This is a genomic window from Streptomyces sp. DS1-CR2 (genome assembly GCF_055760475.1).
Genome location: NZ_CM147085.1, coordinates 8,371,857 through 8,392,446, shown reverse-complemented (window position 1 = coordinate 8,392,446; position 20,590 = coordinate 8,371,857). Strand labels below are relative to the sequence as shown.

Below are 20,590 nucleotides of genomic sequence, written 5' to 3'. Positions count from 1 at the left end.
GCCCAACTCCCGTGCCACATCAGTCCGTTGCTCCACTCGCCCGGCTGCTGCCGCTCGCCCTCCTGCTGCCCCTTGCCACGGCGTGCGGTGGCGCGGCCGGGGCCGAGGACTCCCCCACCGTCACGGTGACCGTCGGATACCAGTCGAAGACCATCAACACCGTCACCGCCGGAACGCTGCTGCGCTCGCTCGGCTACTTCGAGGAGGAACTCGCGGCCCGGGGGAGGAAAGACGGCAAGACCTACAAAGTGAAATGGCAGGACTACGCGACCGGCGCCCCGATCACCGCCCAGATGACCGCCGGGAAGATCGACATCGGGTCGATGGGTGACTTTCCGCTCCTGATCAACGCGGCCCGGGGCAAGCAGCTGGGCCAGCCGACGCGACTGGTCTCGGTCACCGGATACAACCTGCGCGGCGGCCTCAACACTGTTGTCACCGCGCCTGGTTCACCCCTACGGTCACTGGGCGACCTGCGCGGCAAGAAGGTGTCCACCAGCGTCGGATCGGCCGCCGACGGCACGCTGGTACGGGCCCTGCAGAAGGCCGGGATCGACCCGGAGAAGGGCATCAGCAAGCTCAACCAGCAGCCCAGCGTGGGCGCGTCCGCCCTGACCGGGGGCAGCGTTGACGCGCTGTCCCAATTCGTCGCGTGGCCCGGCCAGTTGGCGTACGAGGGCAAGGCGCAGGCCCTGTACGACGGGGCCGACCTGAATCTGCCGACGTTCCACGGTGTCACCGTCCGGGAGAAGTTCGCCGAGGAGCGCGCCGGGGTCCTCGACGACTTCCTCCAGGCTCAGCGGCGGGCCACCGACTATCTCCGCAAACGGCCGGTGGCCGCCGCCGAGTCGGTGGCCAAGGAGACCGGGCTGCCGGCCGAGGCGGTCTATCTCTACAACGGCGCCCACGGCATCGCCACGTTCGACCCGGCGCTGCGGCCGGAGCTGATCGCCGCGCTGAAGAAGGACGTACCGATCCTGAAGGCGGCCAAGCTGGTGGGCGACGTCGACGTGGACTCCTTCGTCGACCCGGAGCCGCTGAAGCGTGCCGGGCACACACCCCCGTATCCGAAGGCGGGCGGCGCCAAGTCCGAGCTGTGGCTGAAGGGACAGGGCTCCACGCGCACCTTCGACAGTCCGAAGCAGCTCCTGAAGGCCGCGAAGGGCGCCGAGGTGCGGGCCGCATTCGTTCCGGACGCGCTGACCGGCACCCCCTGGTTCGCCGACAAGGCGGTGTGGGTCGCGGACGGCTCCGACCTGCGCGCCTTCGTCACCGCGAGCCACGCGAGGAGGTACGTGGAGCGGCACGCCGGCGCCCGCGTCGTCAGCTACGCGGACGCCGTGGGGCTCGCGTCATGAGCGCGGGCCGCTGGCTGATCCGGGCCGCGTCGCTTGCCGTGGCCCTCGGGCTGTGGCAGCTGCTGACCTCTCTGGACGTCGAACTGTGGCTGCGGTTCGGCCAGTTCCCCACGGTCGGCGAGGTGGCGTCCGCCTTCGGCGACCGGCTGGGCACCGCCCCGTACTGGCAGGACCTGGGCCACAGCCTGCGCCGCATCGTGATCGGTTTCCTGCTCGCCGCGGTGCTCGGGGTGGCGGCGGGCACGGCGATCGCGCGGTCGCGGTGGGCCGCAGATCTGCTCGGCCCGCTGGTGGAAGTGGCACGGCCGGTCCCGGCGATCGCCCTGGTCCCGGTCGCGATCCTGCTACTGCCCAGCAACGAGCAGGGCATCGTGTTTATCACCTTCACCGCGGCCTTCTTCCCGGTGCTGGTGTCTACGCGGCACGCGGTGCGCGCGCTGACGCCGGTGTGGGAGGAGGCCGTGCTCACCATGGGCGGCGGCCGGCTGCGGGTGCTGTTCTCGGTGGTGCTGCCGGGCGCGCTGCCGGGCATCTTCGGCGGACTCTCGGTGGGCATCGGCGTCGCGTGGATCTGTGTGATCTCCGCGGAGATGATCTCCGGAGAGTACGGGGTCGGCTACCGCACCTGGCAGGACTACACCGTCGTCGACTATCCCGGCGTCTTCGTCGGCATGGCCACCATCGGCGCCCTCGGCTGGCTCACCTCCACGGCGGTGGAGTTCGTCGGCCGCCGCGCCACCGCCTGGCTGCCGCGGCCGCCGGAGCGGGCACCGTCGCGTGCCGTACGCCGCGCCGCCGCTCCCCCGGCAGTCCCGTCCCCCGCTCCGGCCCTGGAGAAGGAGCCCGTCTCATGAGTCCCACGAGCACTGCTCCCGTGCGCCAAGGTGCCGAACTCGCCCTGGATGACGTGCGACTCGGCCATCGCGAGGGCCGGCCCCTGCCCGGCACCGTGCGCCTTCGGATCGCGCCGGGCGAACTCGTGTCCGTTCTCGGCCCGTCCGGCTGCGGCAAGTCCACGCTCCTTCGCACCCTCGCCGGGCTGCTGCCCCCGCTGGAGGGGCAGGTCACCCAGGACGGGGCGCCGATCCGCGGGCCCGAGGCCGACCGGGCGCTGGTCTTCCAGGAGGACGCCCTGCTGCCGTGGCGGAGCGTCCACGCCAATGTAGAACTGCCCCTGGCGATAAGGGGGTTGGGGCGCGAGGAGCGGCAACGCATCGCCGCTCAGTGGCTGGAGCGGGTCGGCCTCGCCGGGCATGCCCGCAAGCTGCCGCGCCGGCTCTCCGGCGGGCAACGGCAGCGCGTCCAGCTGGCCCGTGCGCTCGCCGGGCGGCCCCGCGCGGTCCTCATGGACGAGCCGTTCGGCGCACTCGACCCGCACACCCGCGCCAGTATGCAGGACCTGCTCGTGGACATCCTGCACGGCACCGGCGCGACCGTCGTCTTCGTCACCCACGACGTGGACGAGGCCCTATACCTCGGCGACCGGATCGCATTGCTCTCCTCCGGCGAGGTCTTGGACGTCCCGCACCCCCGGCAGCGCGACGCACGCAACGCGCCGGCCACCACCGGCCTGCGCCGCCGCATCCTCACGTCCCTCTGACCACCCGCACCCCTGTGAAAGGCCCGCCTGTGGACACCCCCCTGGCCATTCCCGCCCTCTGCGACGCGACCGAACTCTCCTGCGACGTCCTCGTCATCGGCGGCGGCACCGCGGGCACCATGGCCGCCCTGACCGCCGCCGAACGCGGCGCTAGCGTACTTCTCCTGGAGAAAGCACACGTACGGCACTCCGGCGCGCTCGCCATGGGCATGGACGGCGTCAACAACGCGGTCATCCCGGGCCGGGCCGAACCGGACGACTACGTCGCCGAGATCACCCGCGCCAACGACGGCATCGTCGACCAGTCCACCGTGCGCCAGACGGCGACCCGAGGCTTCGCGATGGTCAAGCGCCTGGAGTCGTACGGCGTGAAGTTCGAGAAGGACGAGCACGGCGAGTACGCGGTCCGCCAGGTGCACCGCTCCGGCTCGTACGTGCTGCCGATGCCGGAGGGCAAAGACGTCAAGAAGGTCCTCTACCGGCAGTTGCGGCGCCGCGAGATGCGCGAGCGGATCCGCATCGAGAACCGGGTGATGCCGGTACGGGTGCTCACGCGTCCCGAGGACGGCCGGGCCGTCGGTGCGGCCGGATTCAACACCCGTACAGGCGAGTTCGTCGCCGTACGGGCGGGGGCGGTGATCCTGGCCACCGGCGCCTGCGGCCGCCTCGGCCTGCCCGCCTCGGGCTATCTCTACGGGACCTACGAGAACCCGACGAACGCGGGCGACGGTTACGCGATGGCGTACCACGCCGGGGCCGCCCTCACCGGGATCGAGTGCTTCCAGATCAACCCGCTGATCAAGGACTACAATGGCCCGGCGTGCGCGTACGTCGCGAACCCGTTCGGCGGCTATCAAGTGAACCGGCACGGCGAGCGGTTCGTGGAGTCTGACTACTGGTCGGGGCAGATGATGGCCGAGTTCGCGGCCGAACTCGCCTCCGACCGCGCCCCGGTGTACCTCAAGCTCAGCCATCTGCCGGAGGAGACCATCACCGCCGTCGAGTCGATCCTGCACACGACGGAGCGGCCCACACGCGCCACGTTTCACGAGGGCCGCGGCCATGACTACCGCACGCATGACATCGAGATGCACATCTCGGAGATCGGCCTGTGCGGCGGCCACTCGGCGTCCGGCGTACGGGTCGACGCCCACGCCCGCACCACCGTCCCCCGCCTGTACGCGGCCGGCGACCTGGCCTGCGTACCGCACAACTACATGATCGGCGCATTCGTCTTCGGGGACCTGGCAGGTGTGGACGCGTCCCAATTTTGCGCCTACGAGGGTGAGTTGCCCGGCGACCAGCTGGCTGCCGCTCACGAACTCGTCTACCGGCCGCTGCGCAACCCCGACGGGCCGCCGCAGCCACAGGTCGAGTACAAACTGCGGCGGTTCGTGAACGACTACGTGGCGCCGCCGAAGGCCGGGGCGAAGTTGTCCCTGGCCGTGGAGGCGTTCGAGCGGATGAGGGGTGAGATCGCCGGGATGGGGGCGCGGACCGCCCATGAGCTGATGCGGTGTGCGGAAGTGTCGTTCATCCGGGACTGCGCGGAGATGGCGGCGCGCGCCTCGCTGGCCAGGACCGAGTCGCGCTGGGGTCTCTACCACGAGCGGCTCGACCACCCGGAGCGGGACGACGCGGGGTGGCTGCACCATCTCGACGTCTACAAGTCCCGTGCGGGGGCTATGGAGTTCAGGGCCCGGCCGGTCGAGCCGTATGTCGTTGCGGTGCCGGAGTTCGAGCCGGTGGCGGCCGGGGCGGAGCGGGTGCTGGGCGAGGTCGCGCTGGTGCCGGTGGCGACGGCGGGGCAACGGGACGTGGCTCCGGCCGCCCGCCCGGCCGCGTCCGCCGCGGCGGCTCCCCCGCCCTCGGCGGCCCAGGCCCCCTCATCGAGCCCCACCCTCCTCGCTCTCCTCTCCCTGGCCGAGGAGTCCCCCGACCTGGACGCCCTCTCCCTCTACCTTGCGGACCCCGACCCGGCGGTGCGGGCGGCCGCCGTGAACGTCCTCGCCGAGACCGTGCCCGCCGGGGCCGGCCCCGCGCTCGCCGCACGGCTGCGGGATGCCGCGCCCCAGGTCCGGGAGGCCGCGGCGGGCGCCCTGCGTGAGCTGGTCGAAGTCCTGCCCGGCGAGCCGGAGCTGGGAACCGGCCTGCGGGCGGCACTCGGCGTGCCGGACCCGGCAGTGCGGGGCGCCGCGCTTGACGTCCTACGGGAGCTGCGGCTCGGCGACGCATCGGTGTACGCCACCGCGCTCGCCGACACCGACATCGATGTCCGCATCCATGCCGTCCGGGCCCTGGTCTCGGTGGACGCGACCGCTCAGCTCTCGGCAGCCACGGCCGACCCCGCCCGCGAGGTCAGGGTCGCGGTGGCCCGCGGGCTCGCGGCGGTGCGCGACCCGGCACCGGCCCCGCTCGACCCGCTCCTCGACGACTCCGACCCGCTGGTCAGGGCGGCCGCGCTCACCGCGCTGGCCGCAACGGGCTGCCCGTCCCCGTATGCCGAACGAGCGGTGGCCGCGCTTGACGACCCCGCGTGGCAGGTCCGGGCCGGCGCCGCGACCGCCCTCCGGACGTCCCTTCCCAGCACGGCAGTTCCCGCCCTCGCCAAGGCGTCGGCGGACCCGAACGCGGACGTCCGCAAGGCCGCTGTCCTCTCACTCCTCACCCACCGCGCCGACCCTGTCGCACGCGCGGCCCTCGCCACCGCGACCACCGACTCCGACGCGGACATCCGTGCCTACGCCTCCCGCGCCACGCCGTGACCGCCATACGGGGCTGACCCACGGCACGCGATGTCCGCGCGGGCGGCGGATCGTTGTACGGGGAGAGGAAGGGAGATCCACCATGCCGACACAGGGACCTGCGCAGCAGCCCACGACCGAGCTCGACGCCCGCTACAGCTCGGCACTCAACCCACGCCCGGGTGACGCCGACGTCACTGCCACCGAATGGGCACAAGCCCAGCGGCAGTTGGAGGCCGCCGAGATCTTCTGGGTGTCCACGGTGCGCCCCGACGGTCGTATGCACGTCACTCCAGTGATCGCCGCCTGGCACGACGGGGTGCTGTACTTCTCTACCGGCCCGGGCGAGCAGAAGGCGAGGAACCTCGCTCATGACGGGCACTGCGCGCTGACCACCGGCCGGAACTCGCTCACCGAAGGGCTCGACGTCGTGGTCGAGGGCAAGGCGGAGCCGGTCGCCGATCCGGCGGTGCTGGAGGAGGTGATCGCGGCATACGAGGCGAAGTACGGGGCGCACATCACCTCCCCCGAGGGCACTTTCCACGGGATCGGGGACGCGTTCCGGAAGGGCGACGCGATGGTGTTCGCGGTGTCCCCGGCCACGGCGTACGGCTTCGGCCGGGACGACGGGGTCTACTCCCACACGCGCTGGTCGTTCTGAGCCCCCCGCACCCACAAACCAATCGCCTCCACGTCGCTGATCCCGTAGGTTGCGCGGGTTGTCGAGGCGGAGGCAGGGAGGCGGTTCGGGACGTGGCACCCAGGACAGTGGCGCGGGAGCAGCTGGCGGGTGCGGCGAAGGTCGCGCTGGAGTTTCGTACGCAGGGTGCGCTCGCGCAGGCGCCCGCGGTTCAGCCGGCGCCCGGCCATGATCTGACCGTCCGAGGTGGTCGCGATGTTCACAACCTGTGGGTTCCTTGCAAGAGCACGCTGAACGGCCTTGGCCACAGGACCAAGCGCGAGGGGTGCCGACTCGGAGCCTGGCCCGACCGTCACTGCGCCAGTCGAGTTCCGCGGATCAAGGAAGGCTGAGAGCGCAGGGCTGCCAACCGGTCCTTGTCACCGGCCTCGGCCAGGCAGTCGCCCAGGGCCAGGAGCGACAAGAGCTGTACGGGACGCCCTGCGGAAGCCGCTGCTCCAGCTTGTGGTGGCCGTCGAGCAGGAAATGCGTCAGCCCCCAGTGCGTGTAGTAGTCGGCCGACCGGTCCAGCGCGGGCAGGCACACATCCAGCGTCGACACCGCCACAGCCGTCGGCACCATCCCCCACTCCATCTGCTCGGCGTACTCCTCGACCCGCTCCCGGTCGTTCCACGTCGGAGGAACCATACGCGCCGTCGTGACTCCCACCACTGACAGTCGACCTGTCTCATCCCCGCGACGGAATACCCGCCGGTGTGTCCACCGTTCTCTCCCTCGACCGGCGTTGAAGACTGCATCTCGACATGCCCGACGTGATCGACATACACGAGGAGACGCTATGCCCCTTCCGCTCGACGAGCGCGAGGCGTTCCTGGCCGAACCCCACATCGGCGCCCTGGCCGTCGCCCGCGCGGAGGCCGGCCGTGCGCCGCTGACGGTCCCCATCTGGTACTGGTACGAGCCCGGCGGCACCTTCTGGATCATGACCGGCCGGGATTCCGCAAAAGCAAAGGCCATCAGGGCCGCGGGCCGCATCTCGCTCATGACCGAACGTGTCGAACCCACGGTCCGCTACGTGACCGTGGAGGGCCCGGTGACATCCGAAGTCCCCTCCACAGCCAAAGAGTTGACCGATCTCGCGGCCCGCTATCTGCCCGCCGACAAGCTCGAGGAATACGTGAAGACGGCCACCGCCGAGCACGGCGCGCAGGTCACCTTCCACATCCGGCCGGAGCACTGGCTGTCGGCCGACCTCGGCTCCGTCTGACCCGGTCCTTGCCGCTGAACCCTTCGAGCAGGTCCACATTGACCAGGACGACCTTGCCGCTGCCCTTGAGCTGCCGCACGATCGCGGGGAGGTTCAGCAGGGACCCGTAGAGCAGGAAGACGACCTTGCACTCGGAGTCCATGACGGCGTGCAGCCCGTCGTCGTCGATGACACTGGCGACGACCGGGTGGTCCTCCAGGAGGACCGGAGGTGACACGTCCACGAATGACCTCCCATGGGATCGGCGGCCAATCTCCGCCGATCAGCGCCGCAGCGCGCGGTAACGTCCCGGCGCCGGGACCCGCCACCTCCCCCTGGGTCCCCCGGTGGGCAGCGGCGCCCGGACGACGCCGCTGCCGTCAGCTCAGGTCACGCCTGCGACGCGAGCGACCCACTGAGATGCCGGACGAAGAAGTGCACCGCGCTGTCGGCCTCGAACCTGGGCAGTTCCTTGTGCCGGCCCGCGTTCGCGTGCAGCGTCTTGTCCTTCGAGGCGAAGGCGTCGAACAGCGCGAGACCGGACGCGCGCGGGATGTGTTCGTCGTCCCACTGGAGCGCGAACTCGATCGGAACGGTGATCTTCTTCGCCGCCCCGGCCAGGGTCTCGGGCCAGAAGAGACCGAAGACCGCGGCGGTGATCCTGGGTTCGACCGCCGTCAGCGGCACCCCGATCGCGGTGCCCATGTTCAGGCCGAAGTAGCCGACCGGCCCGCCAGTGCCGATCTCCGGGAGTTCCTGGAGGGCGTCAAGGGTCGCCTGCCACTCCGGCACGGCGCGCTCCGCCAGGTGGGCGTTGTAGCGCTGGACGATCGGGCCGACCGGTTCGCCCGCCGCCATCGCCTGCTGCATCACGGCGATCTCGCGCTCGTCGTGTGCCGTACGGGGGCGGCCGCCGTGCCCGGGTGCGTCGATGGTGGCGACGTGGAAGCCGCCGCCCGCCACGAGCCGCTGGGCCCGGCCGGTCATGGCCGCTGACTTCCTGTGGTTGCCGCCGCCGTGGCCCATCAGCACGAGCGGCGCGCGGTCGGAGCCGGGGGCCGGCGACCAGAGCGCGCCGGTGACCTCACCCACGGTGAAGTCGCGCTCCACGACACCGTTCGACGATGTCTGCGCGGTGAATTGAACAGAGTTCATAGGTATTGCCCTTCGGGAGTGCCTTGTGGAGGAGGCGCTCCCGGCGAGACCTACGTCAGCCGCACGACCGTGGCGAGGAGGGGAGCACCCATACAGATACAGCGTTCATGGGTCTCACCTCCTCGCACGACGTCACGGCCTGCGCGGCACGTTACCAACGGGCCGCTGTAGGGCCCAACCTGTTTTCGGCCGTCCGCTCAGGCGTTGGGGTCGAAAGGTATGCCGGCCGGCTCGGCCTTCTCGAGGTGGTAGTTGAAGTTGCCGTCCTTGAGGCCGAAGACGGCGCTGCCGAAGTCGGCCTGGCTGAGCTTCTCCCGCAGGCCCGAGGGGTAGCCGTTCCAGCCGACGAGGGTCGGGAACTGCCAGGTGTGGCGGTGGTTCTCCGGCGGCTCGTCGTTGGCTGTCGCGGGGCGGAAGCAGTGCGTGCCCAGGCCGTCCTTGTGGTAGACGGCCTTGGGGTGGGTGCCGTCCCAGCGGATCTGGTCACGGCCGTAGACATTGAAGTTGCCGTGCGCCGAGGTGGAGACGTACTTGGCCTCGTTGTCCTGCACCCACACCACGACGTGCTCCCAGTCGTTGCGGTGCCCGCCGAGACCGCTGCCCGCGACGGCCTGGTCCTTCTCGAAGTACAGGCCGTACATGATGGCGCACCAGCCGTTGTTGCACTTGGAGCGGGAGTATCCGTTGGTGCTGTCGAGGTCCCAGGAGTCGTGGCACTGGCCGTTGACGGCCCCGGACGGGTTGAGGCCGGGGTTGATGGTGCCGTCGGGGCCGATGGCGGGCGTCGAGTAGCAGCCGTCACCGTCGTAGTCGTAGGCCGGCTGGAACGTCTGCTCGAGGCCGTCCGCGTTGGCGGGCAGCGCCGGGGGCGGGTCCGCGAGCGCGATGCCCGGGAAAACGATGACCAGCGCGAACGCGCTGCCGAGGGTGAGTGCCGCTCTGCGGATCCGCGAGCTCTTCTTCACTGCGTCCTCCTGATGAACCGTGGGGGGTGTGGGACACACGCGACCGAATCTGGCATGCCCTCGTCATCATCCGCGCCTCGGTTGCCCAGCGAACCCCAGCTGTGTGGCGCAGTGATGAAGAGTCGGTGCCGTCGCCCGTGCCGTCGTCAACAGGCGGTCAGGTCCCTGATGTTGACCGAGTCGGCCATCGCCTGCATGCCCTTGTCATTGGGGTGCAAGTGGTCGCCGCCGTCAAAGAACGGGAGGATCCGCTCGCGGTCGTACGGGCTGCGCAGGGTGCGGTCGAAGTCGGTGACCGCGTCGAACTCGCCGCTGTCCCTGATGAATTCATTGACCTCGAGGCGTACGGACTCGGCCGCGGGGTCCCACTCGGACCAGCCCTTGAACGGCGCGATGGTGGCGCCGACGACGCACTTCCCTGCCGCATGGGCCCGTTCGGCGATCTCGCGATAGCCGTCGATCATATCCTGGGCCGTGACGCCCGTGTGGGCCTTGATGTCGTTGACGCCCTCGAAGAGGAACACGGTGCGCACTCCGGGGTGCGAGAGCACATCGCGATCGAGTCGGTTCAGCGCGCTCTGCCCGGCGCCGTCCACAAGCACCCTGTTGCCCGAAATCCCTTCGTTGGCGACCCCCTTGACCGACGGGTCGTCCGCCGACTGCAACCGGCGGGACAGGTAGTCGGGCCAGCGCCGGTTGAGGTCGGTGGTCGACTGCCAGCCGTCGGTGATGGAGTCGCCGAGCGCCACGACGGCGCCCGTGTCCACACCGGTCCGTACGGTGACGGAGTCGAGGTAGAACCAGGAGCCGATCCGCTCGGTCCAGTTGTCCGCGCCTTCCTCGGACGCGTGGTCGCCGGTGGCCGCGAACGACGTCTGCATGGCCATGGAATGGCCCGTCGCCGCACCCGCCGCCTGCGCGGTGTGCAGGCTGACGACCAACGTGGCCGCGGCGGGCAGCCGCCCGGGCAGCGGGTCGCTGTATGTGATGCCGCCCGCCGGCACGGTGACGGATCGCGCCCCGCCGAAGGCCAGATGCCGGTTGCTGCCGGGGACCAGTTCCGCACCTTCGCGCTGGAGGCCGGCGTAGGTGCTGTCGAAGGTCACCGGTTGGTCGCCGAAGGCGTTGGAGAGCCGGATGCGCAGGCCGTCCCCGCCGACGCTGGTGTGCACGATCAGGCGGTAGCTGTGATCGGGCACTGCGTCGCCCATGCGGTCGGCGCTCGCGCCCCAGGTGATCACGTCATGGCGGGCGGCCGCCGGGCCGGCATGGGCTGCCGCGGGTGCCCATGCGGCGGCGATCAGTAGCGTGACCGTGATGGCGGCGAGGCGACGCCAACGGTCAAGTAGCCCACTGGGCACGGCCCATTGTCCCCTTCCGGCCCTCACCGGCCGAACTCCCTCAGGACCGTGGCCTCGCCCGGCTTCAGGCTGATCTTCCGTGACATCCCGCCGTACGACACCGTCGTGGTGCGTCCTCCGACGCTACGGATCCTGGCCTCCGTCGGCCTGCCGTCACGCCAGCGCAGATCGACGACGAAGCCACCGCGCGCCCCCATGCCGGTGACCGCACCGGACTTCGACCATGCCTTTGGGAGAGCGGGGAGGAGTTCCAGATGGCCCGGCCGGGAGTACAGGAGCATCTCGATCGCCGCGGCAGGGGTGCCGAAGTTGGCGTCGATCTGGAAGATGCCGCGGCCCTTGTCCACCTCGTAGATGTCGAAGAGGTTCGGGGCGGTGCCGTTGCTCCCGCCGGTCGACGGTTTGAGGTTGTTCACGAACACCTCGTAGGCCTTGTCCGCGTTCTTGAGCCTCGCCCAGCACAGGCTGCGCCAGGCGTTGGCCCAGCCGAAGCTCTGTGTGCCGCGGGCGGCGAGCAGGGCGGTGGCGCCGTCGAGCAGGGCCGCCGGGGTGGAGTCGTCCGGGCGGATGCGGTCTCCGGGGAAGAGTCCGACCAGCGGGGACAGATGCCGATGGGTTGTCTCCCCGAGGTTGTCGGGAGACATCCACTCCTCCAGCCAGCCCGTCTTGGGGCTCACCCGCGGCAGGTAGAGCTGCTTCTGGAGCGCGGCCATCTTGTAGGCGTAAGCGACGTCCTTGTTCAACTCCTTGGATGCGGTGCGGTAGTTGGCGAACAGGGCCCACACCAGTTCCTGGGCGTACGTGATGCCCTTGGCGTCCAGCGGGCCGTGTTCCGGCGACCAGTCACTGTCGGCGATGAGCACCTCTTCTTCGGCGCCGGTGTCCGGGTCGGTGACCGTCGTGGTGACGAGCCGGGCCTCCCAGAACTCACAAGCACCCTTGAGAAGCGGGTAGATCCTCTCCAAGTAGGAGGAGGAGTACGTGAATTCGTAGTGTTCCCAGAGCGTGTTGCACAGCCACGCGTTGCCCGCCGGATGCCACCACCAGCCCATCCCGCCGTGGACGTTGGTCGAGATACCGACCGTCCAGCCCGCGACCTCTGCGCTGGAGTTGCGGTAGCGGTTGCGCGGGTCATTGAAGAGGGTGTGGGTGAGTTCGGTCCAGGACGGCAGCTGGGCGAGGCAGTAGTCGGTGAGGGCGTCGAAGCACTGCGAGAGGCCGGCCCGGTCGGCCATCCAGTAGTTCATCTGGATGTTGATGTCGGTGTGGTAGTCACCCATCCAGTCCGGGTCGTTGCCGTCGAGCCACAGCCCCTGAAGGTTGAGCGGCAGGCTTCCCCGGGACCCGGAGATCATCAGATACCGCCCGAACTGCAGGTAGGCAGCCTCCAGTTGGGGGTCGGGCCGCCCATCCCTGGAGCGCGCCTTGATGCGCTCCCAGGTGTTCAGAGCGCGCTGTTCGGAGGACGACGTGCCGAGCGAGATGTCCATCTGCCCGAACAGGTCCCGGTAGTCGGCGACATGGGTGCGCAGCAACGTGCTCGCCGAGTGCCCGGCCGCGTCGAGGACCTTCGTGCGCGCCAGCCGCTCGGGCTGGGCGGAGGGGTCGCGATAGTGCTGGGAGGCGTCGGGCGCGTAGTTCGTGCCACCGCTCACCACGACCGTGAGTTCCTTGCAGCCGGAGAAGTCGATCCGGGAGCCGTCGACGGTGACGCTGCCGCCGGTGGCACGCGCCGTCACCGCTGCCCCGTAACGCAGGCCGTTGGGGAACGTGGCGCCGAAGGAGGCGTACTTCCCGGTCCGGTCCCCGGTCGTGGTCTCGCCGTGGGTGCCCTCCAGGGTCACGGTGCCGGTGTAGCGTCCGCCGCCGCTCTGGGTGAAGTGCAGGACGATGGCGTCGTCGGGGCGGCTGGCGAAGACACGGCGCTGATACGTCACTCCGGAGCGCACATACGAGGTGGTGACCAGGCCCTGGGCGAGATCGAGGCCCCTGCGGTAGTCGTTGACGGCCGCTATGTCGTGGTCGGGTATGTCGACGGCGAGGCGGCCGAGGAGTGTGAACGAGCCGAAGTCCTCGCGTGTGTAAGGGAATTGGCCGTCCGCGTCGAGCTTGTCGTTGAGTCCTCCGGTCCACAGGGTGGCGTCGGTGATGAGGAGGAGTTCGCGCCCGGGGTCGTTGCTCGCCAGCGCGCCCAGACGGCCGTTGCCGACGGGCAGGCCTTGTTCGATCATCGAGTGGTCGTCGGCGGGCGCCTGCCACCAGAGCTGATCCTGCGGACTCGCCGGCAGTGCGGGGGACGCGGTGGGGCGCTGCGGGGCGGCAGAGGCGGTGAAGGCGGGCAGGCCGCCGAGTGCGGTGACGGCTCCGGCCGCCGCGGCGAGGGAGAGCAGGCCGCGTCTGCCGGGGCGTCTGTCCGGTGGATCGGTCGGGAGGGTGGTGTCCATCGTGCGGCTCCAAGGGAAGGGCGGGCGGGTCAGGACGACTTGGGTACGTCGATGCGGTCGATGTCCGGTGCGTAGCCGGAGCCGCTGTCGAAGGTGATCGTGTTGCTGCCGGCCTTGAGGGTGACGGGCACGCTGACGGTCTCGACGCTCCCCCAGTCCCCGGTGGACGGGAACTTGTGTCGTGTGGCGCCGTTGCCGTTCGCGGAGACGTCGGCCGAGCGGGCGTCACCGCTGATGTACGCGACCTTGACCATGTACGTGCCGGCCTGGTCCACGTCGATGTCGTTGAAGCGGAGCTTGCCGCCGCCGTAGAGGTTGCCGACCTTGTGGTCGCCGGAGCAGGCGCCGCAGTCCCCCACGGAGGCGTTGCCGCTGAGGGCGTTGGCCGGGGCCTCGGCCTCGTAACCCTTCCAGGTCACGGCGGCGCCGTTCGGGGTGATGGTGAACAGGCGCGAGCCGTGCGCGGGCAGGGCCTGCGCCACCCTGTTCTTGTACGTGCCGAGGTTCTCGTGGTTCCACAGGTCCCGGACGTCGGCCCTGCCGGTGAAGCCAAGGGACGTCCAGTCGGCGGTGACGGAGGCCGGGGCGTCGGAGAGGTTGAAGAGGGCGACCGTGTAACTGCCGTTCGCGTTCTTCGCGGCCCACACCTGCTGAGGGTCCGAGGGCGTGACCGGCCGGGCAGGAGGCGTACTCCCCTGGTTCAGGGCGATGACCTCGCGGTTGGTCAGCAGGGAGACGCCGTAGCTGTCCAGCTCGGTCAGGTCGTCACCGGTGTAGAGCGGGGACTTCGCGATGGCCCACAGGGTCGCGTAGCTCTGTCGCTCCGCCTTGGTGAGCCCGTCCATCTCGCCGTTGCCGACGTCGAGCGAGTCGAGGTCGTTCCAGCCGCCGGGACCGGCGTGCCGCGTCCAGCCGGGAGCGTCGTCCCAGCGGTCGTCGACGGAGTTCTCCCAGCTGACCAGCGTGTTGCAGTAGCACTCGACGTCCGTGTCGATGCGCCAGCCGTTGGAGTACTTCTTCCAGTCGGCTGCGTGCCCGATGTCGAGGGACCAGGAGATCTCCAGGTGGACCGGGCGTCCGGCGGCGGCGATGGCCTTGTTCCAGGCGGCCACGTCGGCGAGGTTGTCGTACTGGTCCCCGCTCTTGCCGGAGCCGGGGCCGACGCCGTCGAGCTTGAGGAAGTCGTAGCCCCAGTCCGCGACGAGCTGCGCCTGGGAGTCGACGTACTTCTGCGCGCACGGCTTCGAGAAGTCCAGCTTGTAGGCGCTGTCCCAGCCGTTGGTGGTGCGCAGGTCGCTGTAGACGATGTCGGCGGTGGTGCAGTCGCCGGCGTTCGCGATGGGGGTCTTGCCCTCGCCGTACGCCTCCTTCTCCAGGCCGGCCGGGAGATAGATGCCCGCCTTGAGGCCCTTGGCGTGGATGTGGTCGGCGACGGACTTCATGCCGTGCGGGAAGCGGTCCGGGTCGGCCTTGTGGCGCGCGTTCTCGTCGAACTCGGGCTTCCAGGTCTTGTCGCGCCACCAGCCGGCGTCGATGTTGATGTACTCGTAGCCGTACTTCTTGAGCTTCGACGCCATGGCGTCGGTCTGCTTGAGGATGTTCGCCTCGGTGAGGTAGCTGTAGTCGCCGTCCGGGTTGAGGCCCGGGTACTTCGACGACTGCATGCTCCAGCTCGACCAGCCCATGTACGGCTTGGCGGCCGGTTCAGTGGGAGTGGCGGTGTCAGCCCGGGCGTCCGGGACGGTCGTCACGAGGCCTGCGGAGAAGGCGAGGACGATCACGGCTCTGAGGGTGGCGCGGCGACCGGAGCGGGCCGCTCCGGGCATGACGGAGTACGAGGATGACCGCATGGGTCGGACCTCCAGGGAGGGTGTCAGCGGGGGCGGCTGGGGCCGTGCTGTGGGCAGTTGTTGATCTTCAGTACGTGCCTGAACTTCCGTACGCGTCTGGATCTAAGTGCTTGCCTGGACTTCAGTGCGTGTCCGCTGTGATGAAGGACTGGATCGCGGTCGCCGCGGCGCCGCGCGCCCACTCCTCAAAGGGAAGGGCGTGGGTCCGCACGTCGCAGCGGGCGGCGGAGCCGAAGGCCGCCGCGGTGAACGCCTCGCGGATCTGCTCGGCGAAGAGGTCGTACGCGGCCAGGCCCTCGCCGGAGATGATCACGCGCTCGGGGCCCAGGAGGTTGGCCACCGTGGCGATGCCGCGTCCGATCGCCTCGCCCGCTCGCGCGTACACCTCCCGCACTCCGGGGTCACCGCCGTGGGCCAGTTCCAGGGCCTCGGCCGCGTCGGCTACGTGCACACCCGTCACCTCCCGGACCTGGCTGACGATGGCGGAGTCCGCGGCGATCGCCTCGACGCAGCCACGGTTTCCGCAGTGGCACAGGGGCCCGGCCGGGTCGATCGCCACGTGCCCGATCTCGCCGGCCACTCCGTTCGCCCCCGCCACCACCTGGCCGTGTACCACGAGGCCGCAGCCGATACCGGCGCCGACGGTCACCACCGCGAAGTCGGACAGGCCCACGCCGGCTCCGAACCACTGCTCGGCGACGGTCAGCGCCCGGACGTCGTTGTCGACGGTGACCGGCAACCCTGTTGTCATCCCGGCCAGTTCGGCGAGGCCGACGTCGCGCCACTCCAGGAAGGGCGAGTAACGCACCGCGCCGGCCGCCCGGTCGACGTCACCGGAGACCGCGATGCCCAGGCCCTGCACCCGCACGCCGAAGCCGTCCGCCTCTGTCAGCAGCTCCTGCACGAGTCCCGCGATCGAGGCGAGGACCGACCTGGGGTCACGGGAGGTGAGCGAGACGTGCCGGGCGACCCTGATGCGGCAGCACAAGTCGGTGAGTACGGCGATGAGTTCGTCGCCCGTCACCTTGACCCCGATGAACAGCGCCCGTCCGCCGTCGACCCGCACCGGGTTGGCGGGCCGCCCGAGAGACGGCTGCCGCGCGTCCTCGTCGACGTCCTCCAGGAGGTAGCCGGACTCGATCAGCGGCCGAACCGCCTTCGTCACCGCAGCCGCCGAGAGACGGGTCCGCCCGGCGATCTCCGACCGGGTGAGCGGGCCGTGGGACAGCACGGTGGTGAAGATCTGGGAAGCGGCCGGCGTGTGGGCCGGGAACGCCTCGGTGAGGGAAGTCGAGCGCATGGCCGGGAACCTAGGCCCCTTATTTTCCGCTGTCAATGAAAGAAACAGGAATCGCCTGAGCACCCCCATCGAGAGGGGAGAATCCTCCAAATTCCAGATCTACGGGGGGTATTGACACGTGATCCAAGGCCGCGATTGGGTTCCCCTCGTCTCGTGGCACCACAGGAACGTGAGGATCCATGTCGCTGATCTCCTTCGCCCCGCGGACCGGGGTCTGGCTGCTGGCCACACCGGACACGTCGTACGCGCTACGCGTCGACGAGTCCGGAGCGCCCTGCCACCTCGCATGGGGTCCACGGCTGACACTGGAGGAGGCCGAGGATCTCACCGCCCCGCAGCCGTCCGCGACCAGCAGCTTCGAAGGAAGACCGGCCGTGGGTGAGGAGTTTCCCGTCGACGGCGGGACGCGCTATGGGCCTCCCTCGCTCCAGGTCCAATTCGGCGACGGGTCCCGTGCGTTCGAGTGGGAGCCCACGGGCCACCGTGTGGACGAGAGCTCCCCCGAAGCAGGGGAGCTCGTCCTCGAGTTCCGCGACCGCCGCTACGCCCTTCACGTAGCACTCCACTACCGCGTACGCGCCGGCGCCGACGTCATCGAACGCTGGACCCGCATGCACAATGCCGGCGACGAGCCCGTCACTCTGCTGCGCGCCGACTCCGCCGCCTGGACACTCCCGCCGCTACGCGACTATCGCCTGAGCCACGTCACCGGGCAGTGGTCCGCCGAGAGCCAGCTGCGACGCGAGCAACTCCCGCACGGTGAGACCGTGTTGACCAGCCGCCGCGGCATCACCAGCCACCACGCGAACCCCTGGGTGATGCTCGACGACGGCACGGCGACGGAGGAGTACGGCCGCGTCTGGAGCACAGCCCTGGCATGGAGCGGGAGTTGGCGCATCACCGCGCAGCGCACCCCCGACGGGCGGGCCGGACTCACCGGGGGTCTCGGGCACGACGGCACGAGCGTGCCGGTCGACCCGGGCGAGGAGTTCACCACTCCCCCGTTCCTGGGCCTGTTCACCGACGGCGGCTTCGGCGGCGCGAGCCGCGCGTGGCACGCCCACACCCTGGCCCACGTCCTGCCGCATCCGGACGAAGTCGCGCCGGTCCTCTACAACTCCTGGGAGGCCACGGGCTTCGACATCGACGAGGCCGGCCAGCAGGCGCTTGCCGAGCGGGCCGCCGCGCTCGGGGCCGAGCTGTACGTCGTGGACGACGGCTGGTTCGGCGCCCGCCGGAGCGACCGCGCGGGGCTCGGCGACTGGACCCCGGCGCGCGACCGTTTCCCGGACGGGCTCGGGCCGCTGGTCGAGGCGGTGCACCGGCTCGGGATGCGCTTCGGCCTGTGGGTGGAGCCCGAGATGGTGAACCCGGACAGCGACCTGTACCGCCAACACCCCGACTGGGTCCTACACTTCCCCGGCCGCCCCCGCTCCGAGCTGCGCAACCAGCTGGTCCTCAACTTCGCCCGCCGAGACGTCGCCGACTGGGCCCACGGTTGGCTCACCCGCCTCGTCGGCGACCACGGCATCGACTTCCTCAAGTGGGACATGAACCGCGCTTTCAGCGAGGCGGGCTGGCCCGGCCGGCAGGACGGCACCGACCGCCTCGGACCCCAGTACGTACACAACCTCTACGACGTGATCGACCGCCTGCGCGCGGACCATCCCGCACTCCGGATCGAGTCGTGCAGCGGTGGTGGCGGCCGGGTCGACCTGGGCATTCTGTCCCGTACGGACCAGGCGTGGGCGTCGGACAACACCGATGCCGCCGACCGCATGCGGATCCAGCACGGCTACGGCCAGGTCTACCCCGCGCGCACCATGGGCTCCTGGGTGACCGACGTGCCGAACCAGCTCACGGGGCGCACGGTCCCGTTGAGGTTCCGCTTCCATGTCGCCATGGCCGGAGCGCTGGGCGTCGGCGGCGACCTCACCCGGTGGCCGGAGGACGAACTCCGTGAGGGGGCCGCGTTGGTGGCCGAGTACAAGCACGTGCGCCATCTGGTGCAGCACGGCAGGCTGTACCGTCTGTCGCCTCCCTCCGACGAAGCACACTTGGTGGTGCAGTACACCTCCCCCGACGCCACGGAGACGCTACTGCTCGGGTGGCGGCGCGTCTCCCGCCACGGGAGCCCCCAACCGCCCGTCCGGCTCAGGGGATTGACCCCCACGGCCCGCTACCGCGACGCACGCACCGGTGCGGTGCACCATGCCGCCGTACTCACCGAGTACGGAATGCAGCTCGACCTGCCGCCCGGCGACTGGTCCAGCGCGGCCGTGCACTTGTTCCGCGAGACGGAGGGCTGAGCCCCGCACCAGTCCGGTCGCATCAGGGCGTGCCAGCAGGGCGTGTCAGTAGGGCGTGTCAGTAGGGCGTGTCAGCAGGGCGCCATTGGCATGGACCTGCCCGTGATCCTTCGGTACGCTCCCCACGGGCATTTCCTGGGAGCGCTCCCAGGCTTTGCTGTTCCACCCCCACGATGCTGGAACAACGAAGGGCCAACCCCATGAGACGCACGAAATCCCTGCGCATCACCCTGTCCGCATTACTGGTCGCCGGAGTGTCCGCCGGATCCATACCGGCCTCCGCCGGGGCCGCCACCCCCGCGGACGAGAAGGCACCGGCCTCCGGGCCCATGCTCGCCGCCATGCAGCGCGACTTCGGCCTCACCAAGAGCCAGGCCGAGGCTCGGCTGAGCGCGGAGAAGAAGGCCACGGCCGTCGAAGGAAAGGCACGGCGAGCCGCCGGATCGTCCTACGGCGGTGCCTGGTTCACACCGGAGAGCGGCCGCCTGACCGTGGCCGTCACCGACCGGCACAAGGCCGCGGCCGTACGGTCGACGGGCGCCGAGGCCAAGCTGGTGAAGTACAGCGCCAAGCAGCTCGACGCGGCCAAGGAACGCATCGACGCCCTCAAGGCACCCAAGGGAGTTGCAAGTTGGCACGTCGATCCGGCGTCCAACCGGATCGTGATCGAGACCCTGACCGGACGGCAGGGCGACAACGATGTCAAGCACTTCCTCGCGCAGGCCCGTGAGGCCGGCCCTGTCACCGTCGAGAAGACGGCCCACGCACCCCGCACCCTCGCCGCCGGCACGGTCGGAGGCGACCCCTACTACACGGGCAACGTCCGCTGCTCGATCGGCTTCTCGGTGAACGGCGGATTCGTCACGGCCGGCCACTGCAGCGGCGCCGGCGCCGCAGTGAACGGCTGGGACGGTTCGTACATCGGCAACTTCCAGGGGTCGTCGTTCCCGGACAACGACTACGCCTGGGTCAACGTGGGCAGCGGCTGGTGGACCGTCCCCGTCGTCCTCGGCTGGGGCACTGTCCCGGACCAGCTGGTGCGCGGCTCGGCCGAAGCCCCGATCGGCGCGTCCATCTGCCGCTCGGGCTCCACCTCGCACTGGCACTGCGGCAATGTGCTGGCCAAGAACGAGACCGTGAACTACAGCCAGGGCGCGGTGCACGAGATGACCAAGACGAACGTGTGCGCCGAACCGGGCGACTCGGGCGGCTCGTTCATCAGCGGCGACCAGGCCCAGGGTGTCACCTCGGGCGGCTGGGGCAACTGCTCCGGCGGCGGTGAGACCTGGTACCAGCCCGTCAACGAGATCCTCAACAGGTACGGTCTGACCCTGACCACGGCCTGACCGGCGTACTGAGAGGAGCCGGGCTCGGTACGGCGCCGGAGGTGCCCCTCCGCCGTACCGATCCCGGCTTCCCCGATGCCCCCAACGGTCCGCCCTCACAACCGAGTTGACGCTGGAGTCACGCATGACGGCACAGTCCTCCGGAAGCCGCATCGACACGAGCAGGGCCCACCCGGCGCGTGTCTACGACTGGCTGCTGGGCGGCAAGGACAACTATCCGGTCGATCAGGAAGTCGCGGAGAAGCTGCCGCCGGAGTCGCGCCTCAATGAAG

The 20,590-nt window shown here is 70.1% G+C and carries 17 protein-coding genes and 1 pseudogene; 9 read left to right on the top strand and 9 right to left on the bottom strand.

What is annotated here, in order from left to right:
• The first annotated feature begins 11 nt into the window (after positions 1-11).
• From ACY0PA_RS39220 to ACY0PA_RS39200, 5 genes are all read left to right on the top strand, one after another.
• Positions 12-1,358 (top strand): ABC transporter substrate-binding protein, encoded by a 1,347-nt coding sequence (locus ACY0PA_RS39220; RefSeq protein WP_473082113.1) that lies wholly within the window; start codon positions 12-14, stop codon positions 1,356-1,358.
• The gene (locus ACY0PA_RS39215) at positions 1,355-2,212 is read left to right on the top strand and encodes an ABC transporter permease (protein ID WP_473082112.1); all 858 of its coding nucleotides are present in this window, start codon (positions 1,355-1,357) and stop codon (positions 2,210-2,212) included. Before ACY0PA_RS39220 ends, ACY0PA_RS39215 begins: the two co-directional genes overlap by 4 nt.
• Positions 2,209-2,958 (top strand): ABC transporter ATP-binding protein, encoded by a 750-nt coding sequence (locus ACY0PA_RS39210; RefSeq protein WP_473082111.1) that lies wholly within the window; start codon positions 2,209-2,211, stop codon positions 2,956-2,958. The genes ACY0PA_RS39215 and ACY0PA_RS39210 overlap by 4 nt, the downstream gene beginning before the upstream one ends.
• A 29-nt stretch (positions 2,959-2,987) precedes the next feature.
• The gene (locus ACY0PA_RS39205; protein WP_473082110.1) at positions 2,988-5,723 is read left to right on the top strand and encodes a fumarate reductase/succinate dehydrogenase flavoprotein subunit; all 2,736 of its coding nucleotides are present in this window, start codon (positions 2,988-2,990) and stop codon (positions 5,721-5,723) included.
• A gap of 82 nt (positions 5,724-5,805) precedes the next feature.
• Complete coding sequence (locus tag ACY0PA_RS39200) at positions 5,806-6,363, top strand: pyridoxamine 5'-phosphate oxidase family protein (RefSeq protein ID WP_473082109.1); 558 nt, start codon at positions 5,806-5,808, stop codon at positions 6,361-6,363.
• Here the strand turns inward: ACY0PA_RS39200 and ACY0PA_RS39195 are convergent.
• Both ACY0PA_RS39195 and ACY0PA_RS39190 read right to left on the bottom strand, forming a co-directional pair.
• Complete coding sequence (locus ACY0PA_RS39195; RefSeq protein WP_473082108.1) at positions 6,336-6,605, bottom strand: hypothetical protein; 270 nt, start codon at positions 6,603-6,605, stop codon at positions 6,336-6,338. The genes ACY0PA_RS39200 and ACY0PA_RS39195 overlap by 28 nt on opposite strands.
• 115 nt (positions 6,606-6,720) lie before the next feature.
• Positions 6,721-7,029, bottom strand: a complete 309-nt coding sequence (locus ACY0PA_RS39190; protein ID WP_473082107.1) for a hypothetical protein — start codon at positions 7,027-7,029, stop codon at positions 6,721-6,723.
• 151 nt (positions 7,030-7,180) lie between these two features.
• On the opposite strand from ACY0PA_RS39190, the gene ACY0PA_RS39185 reads away from it, so the two are divergent.
• Complete coding sequence (locus tag ACY0PA_RS39185) at positions 7,181-7,609, top strand: pyridoxamine 5'-phosphate oxidase family protein (RefSeq protein ID WP_473082106.1); 429 nt, start codon at positions 7,181-7,183, stop codon at positions 7,607-7,609.
• Here ACY0PA_RS39185 and ACY0PA_RS39180 read toward each other — a convergent pair.
• From ACY0PA_RS39180 to ACY0PA_RS39150, 7 genes are all read right to left on the bottom strand, one after another.
• On the bottom strand, positions 7,554-7,832 hold the full coding sequence (locus tag ACY0PA_RS39180) for a glycerol-3-phosphate responsive antiterminator (RefSeq protein WP_473082105.1): 279 nt from the start codon (positions 7,830-7,832) through the stop codon (positions 7,554-7,556). The two genes, ACY0PA_RS39185 and ACY0PA_RS39180, sit on opposite strands and share 56 nt — an antisense overlap.
• Before the next feature lie 146 nt (positions 7,833-7,978).
• On the bottom strand, positions 7,979-8,743 hold the full coding sequence (locus ACY0PA_RS39175; RefSeq protein WP_473082104.1) for an alpha/beta fold hydrolase: 765 nt from the start codon (positions 8,741-8,743) through the stop codon (positions 7,979-7,981).
• A gap of 197 nt (positions 8,744-8,940) precedes the next feature.
• On the bottom strand, positions 8,941-9,708 hold the full coding sequence (locus ACY0PA_RS39170; protein ID WP_473082103.1) for an NPP1 family protein: 768 nt from the start codon (positions 9,706-9,708) through the stop codon (positions 8,941-8,943).
• Positions 9,709-9,854: 146 nt separating this feature from the next.
• Positions 9,855-11,069: an SGNH/GDSL hydrolase family protein gene (locus ACY0PA_RS39165; RefSeq protein WP_473082102.1), complete on the bottom strand. Its 1,215-nt coding sequence runs from the start codon at positions 11,067-11,069 to the stop codon at positions 9,855-9,857.
• 23 nt (positions 11,070-11,092) lie between these two features.
• A complete protein-coding gene (locus ACY0PA_RS39160; protein WP_473082101.1) occupies positions 11,093-13,513 on the bottom strand; it encodes a glycosyl hydrolase family 95 catalytic domain-containing protein in 2,421 nt (806 codons plus the stop codon).
• A gap of 29 nt (positions 13,514-13,542) precedes the next feature.
• Positions 13,543-15,363, bottom strand: a complete 1,821-nt coding sequence (locus ACY0PA_RS39155; RefSeq protein ID WP_473082100.1) for an alpha-galactosidase D — start codon at positions 15,361-15,363, stop codon at positions 13,543-13,545.
• A gap of 121 nt (positions 15,364-15,484) precedes the next feature.
• Positions 15,485-16,663 (bottom strand): ROK family protein, encoded by a 1,179-nt coding sequence (locus ACY0PA_RS39150; protein WP_473082099.1) that lies wholly within the window; start codon positions 16,661-16,663, stop codon positions 15,485-15,487.
• Between the two features lie 179 nt (positions 16,664-16,842).
• Between ACY0PA_RS39150 and ACY0PA_RS39145 the strand changes: the two genes are divergently transcribed.
• The 3 genes and pseudogenes from ACY0PA_RS39145 to ACY0PA_RS39135 form a co-directional block, all read left to right on the top strand.
• Complete coding sequence (locus tag ACY0PA_RS39145) at positions 16,843-18,972, top strand: alpha-galactosidase (RefSeq protein ID WP_473082098.1); 2,130 nt, start codon at positions 16,843-16,845, stop codon at positions 18,970-18,972.
• A 200-nt stretch (positions 18,973-19,172) separates the two neighbouring features.
• On the top strand, positions 19,173-20,318 hold the full coding sequence (locus ACY0PA_RS39140; protein ID WP_473082097.1) for a S1 family peptidase: 1,146 nt from the start codon (positions 19,173-19,175) through the stop codon (positions 20,316-20,318).
• A 124-nt stretch (positions 20,319-20,442) separates the two neighbouring features.
• Positions 20,443-20,580 (top strand): annotated as a pseudogene (locus ACY0PA_RS39135) (SAM-dependent methyltransferase); the annotation flags it as partial.
• Between the last annotated feature and the right edge of the window lie 10 nt (positions 20,581-20,590).

Excerpts from the sequence above, each read along its gene's own strand:
- ACY0PA_RS39200 (WP_473082109.1), top strand. The coding sequence starts at position 5,806 with ATGCCGACACAGGGACCTGCGCAGCAGCCCACGACCGAGCTCGACGCC.
- ACY0PA_RS39145 (WP_473082098.1), top strand. The coding sequence starts at position 16,843 with ATGTCGCTGATCTCCTTCGCCCCGCGGACCGGGGTCTGGCTGCTGGCC.
- ACY0PA_RS39160 (WP_473082101.1), bottom strand. The coding sequence starts at position 13,513 with ATGGACACCACCCTCCCGACCGATCCACCGGACAGACGCCCCGGCAGA.
- ACY0PA_RS39210 (WP_473082111.1), top strand. The coding sequence starts at position 2,209 with ATGAGTCCCACGAGCACTGCTCCCGTGCGCCAAGGTGCCGAACTCGCC.
- ACY0PA_RS39185 (WP_473082106.1), top strand. The coding sequence starts at position 7,181 with ATGCCCCTTCCGCTCGACGAGCGCGAGGCGTTCCTGGCCGAACCCCAC.
- ACY0PA_RS39190 (WP_473082107.1), bottom strand. The coding sequence starts at position 7,029 with ATGGTTCCTCCGACGTGGAACGACCGGGAGCGGGTCGAGGAGTACGCC.
- ACY0PA_RS39140 (WP_473082097.1), top strand. The coding sequence starts at position 19,173 with ATGAGACGCACGAAATCCCTGCGCATCACCCTGTCCGCATTACTGGTC.
- ACY0PA_RS39150 (WP_473082099.1), bottom strand. The coding sequence starts at position 16,663 with ATGCGCTCGACTTCCCTCACCGAGGCGTTCCCGGCCCACACGCCGGCC.
- ACY0PA_RS39155 (WP_473082100.1), bottom strand. The coding sequence starts at position 15,363 with ATGCGGTCATCCTCGTACTCCGTCATGCCCGGAGCGGCCCGCTCCGGT.
- ACY0PA_RS39175 (WP_473082104.1), bottom strand. The coding sequence starts at position 8,743 with ATGAACTCTGTTCAATTCACCGCGCAGACATCGTCGAACGGTGTCGTG.
- ACY0PA_RS39215 (WP_473082112.1), top strand. The coding sequence starts at position 1,355 with ATGAGCGCGGGCCGCTGGCTGATCCGGGCCGCGTCGCTTGCCGTGGCC.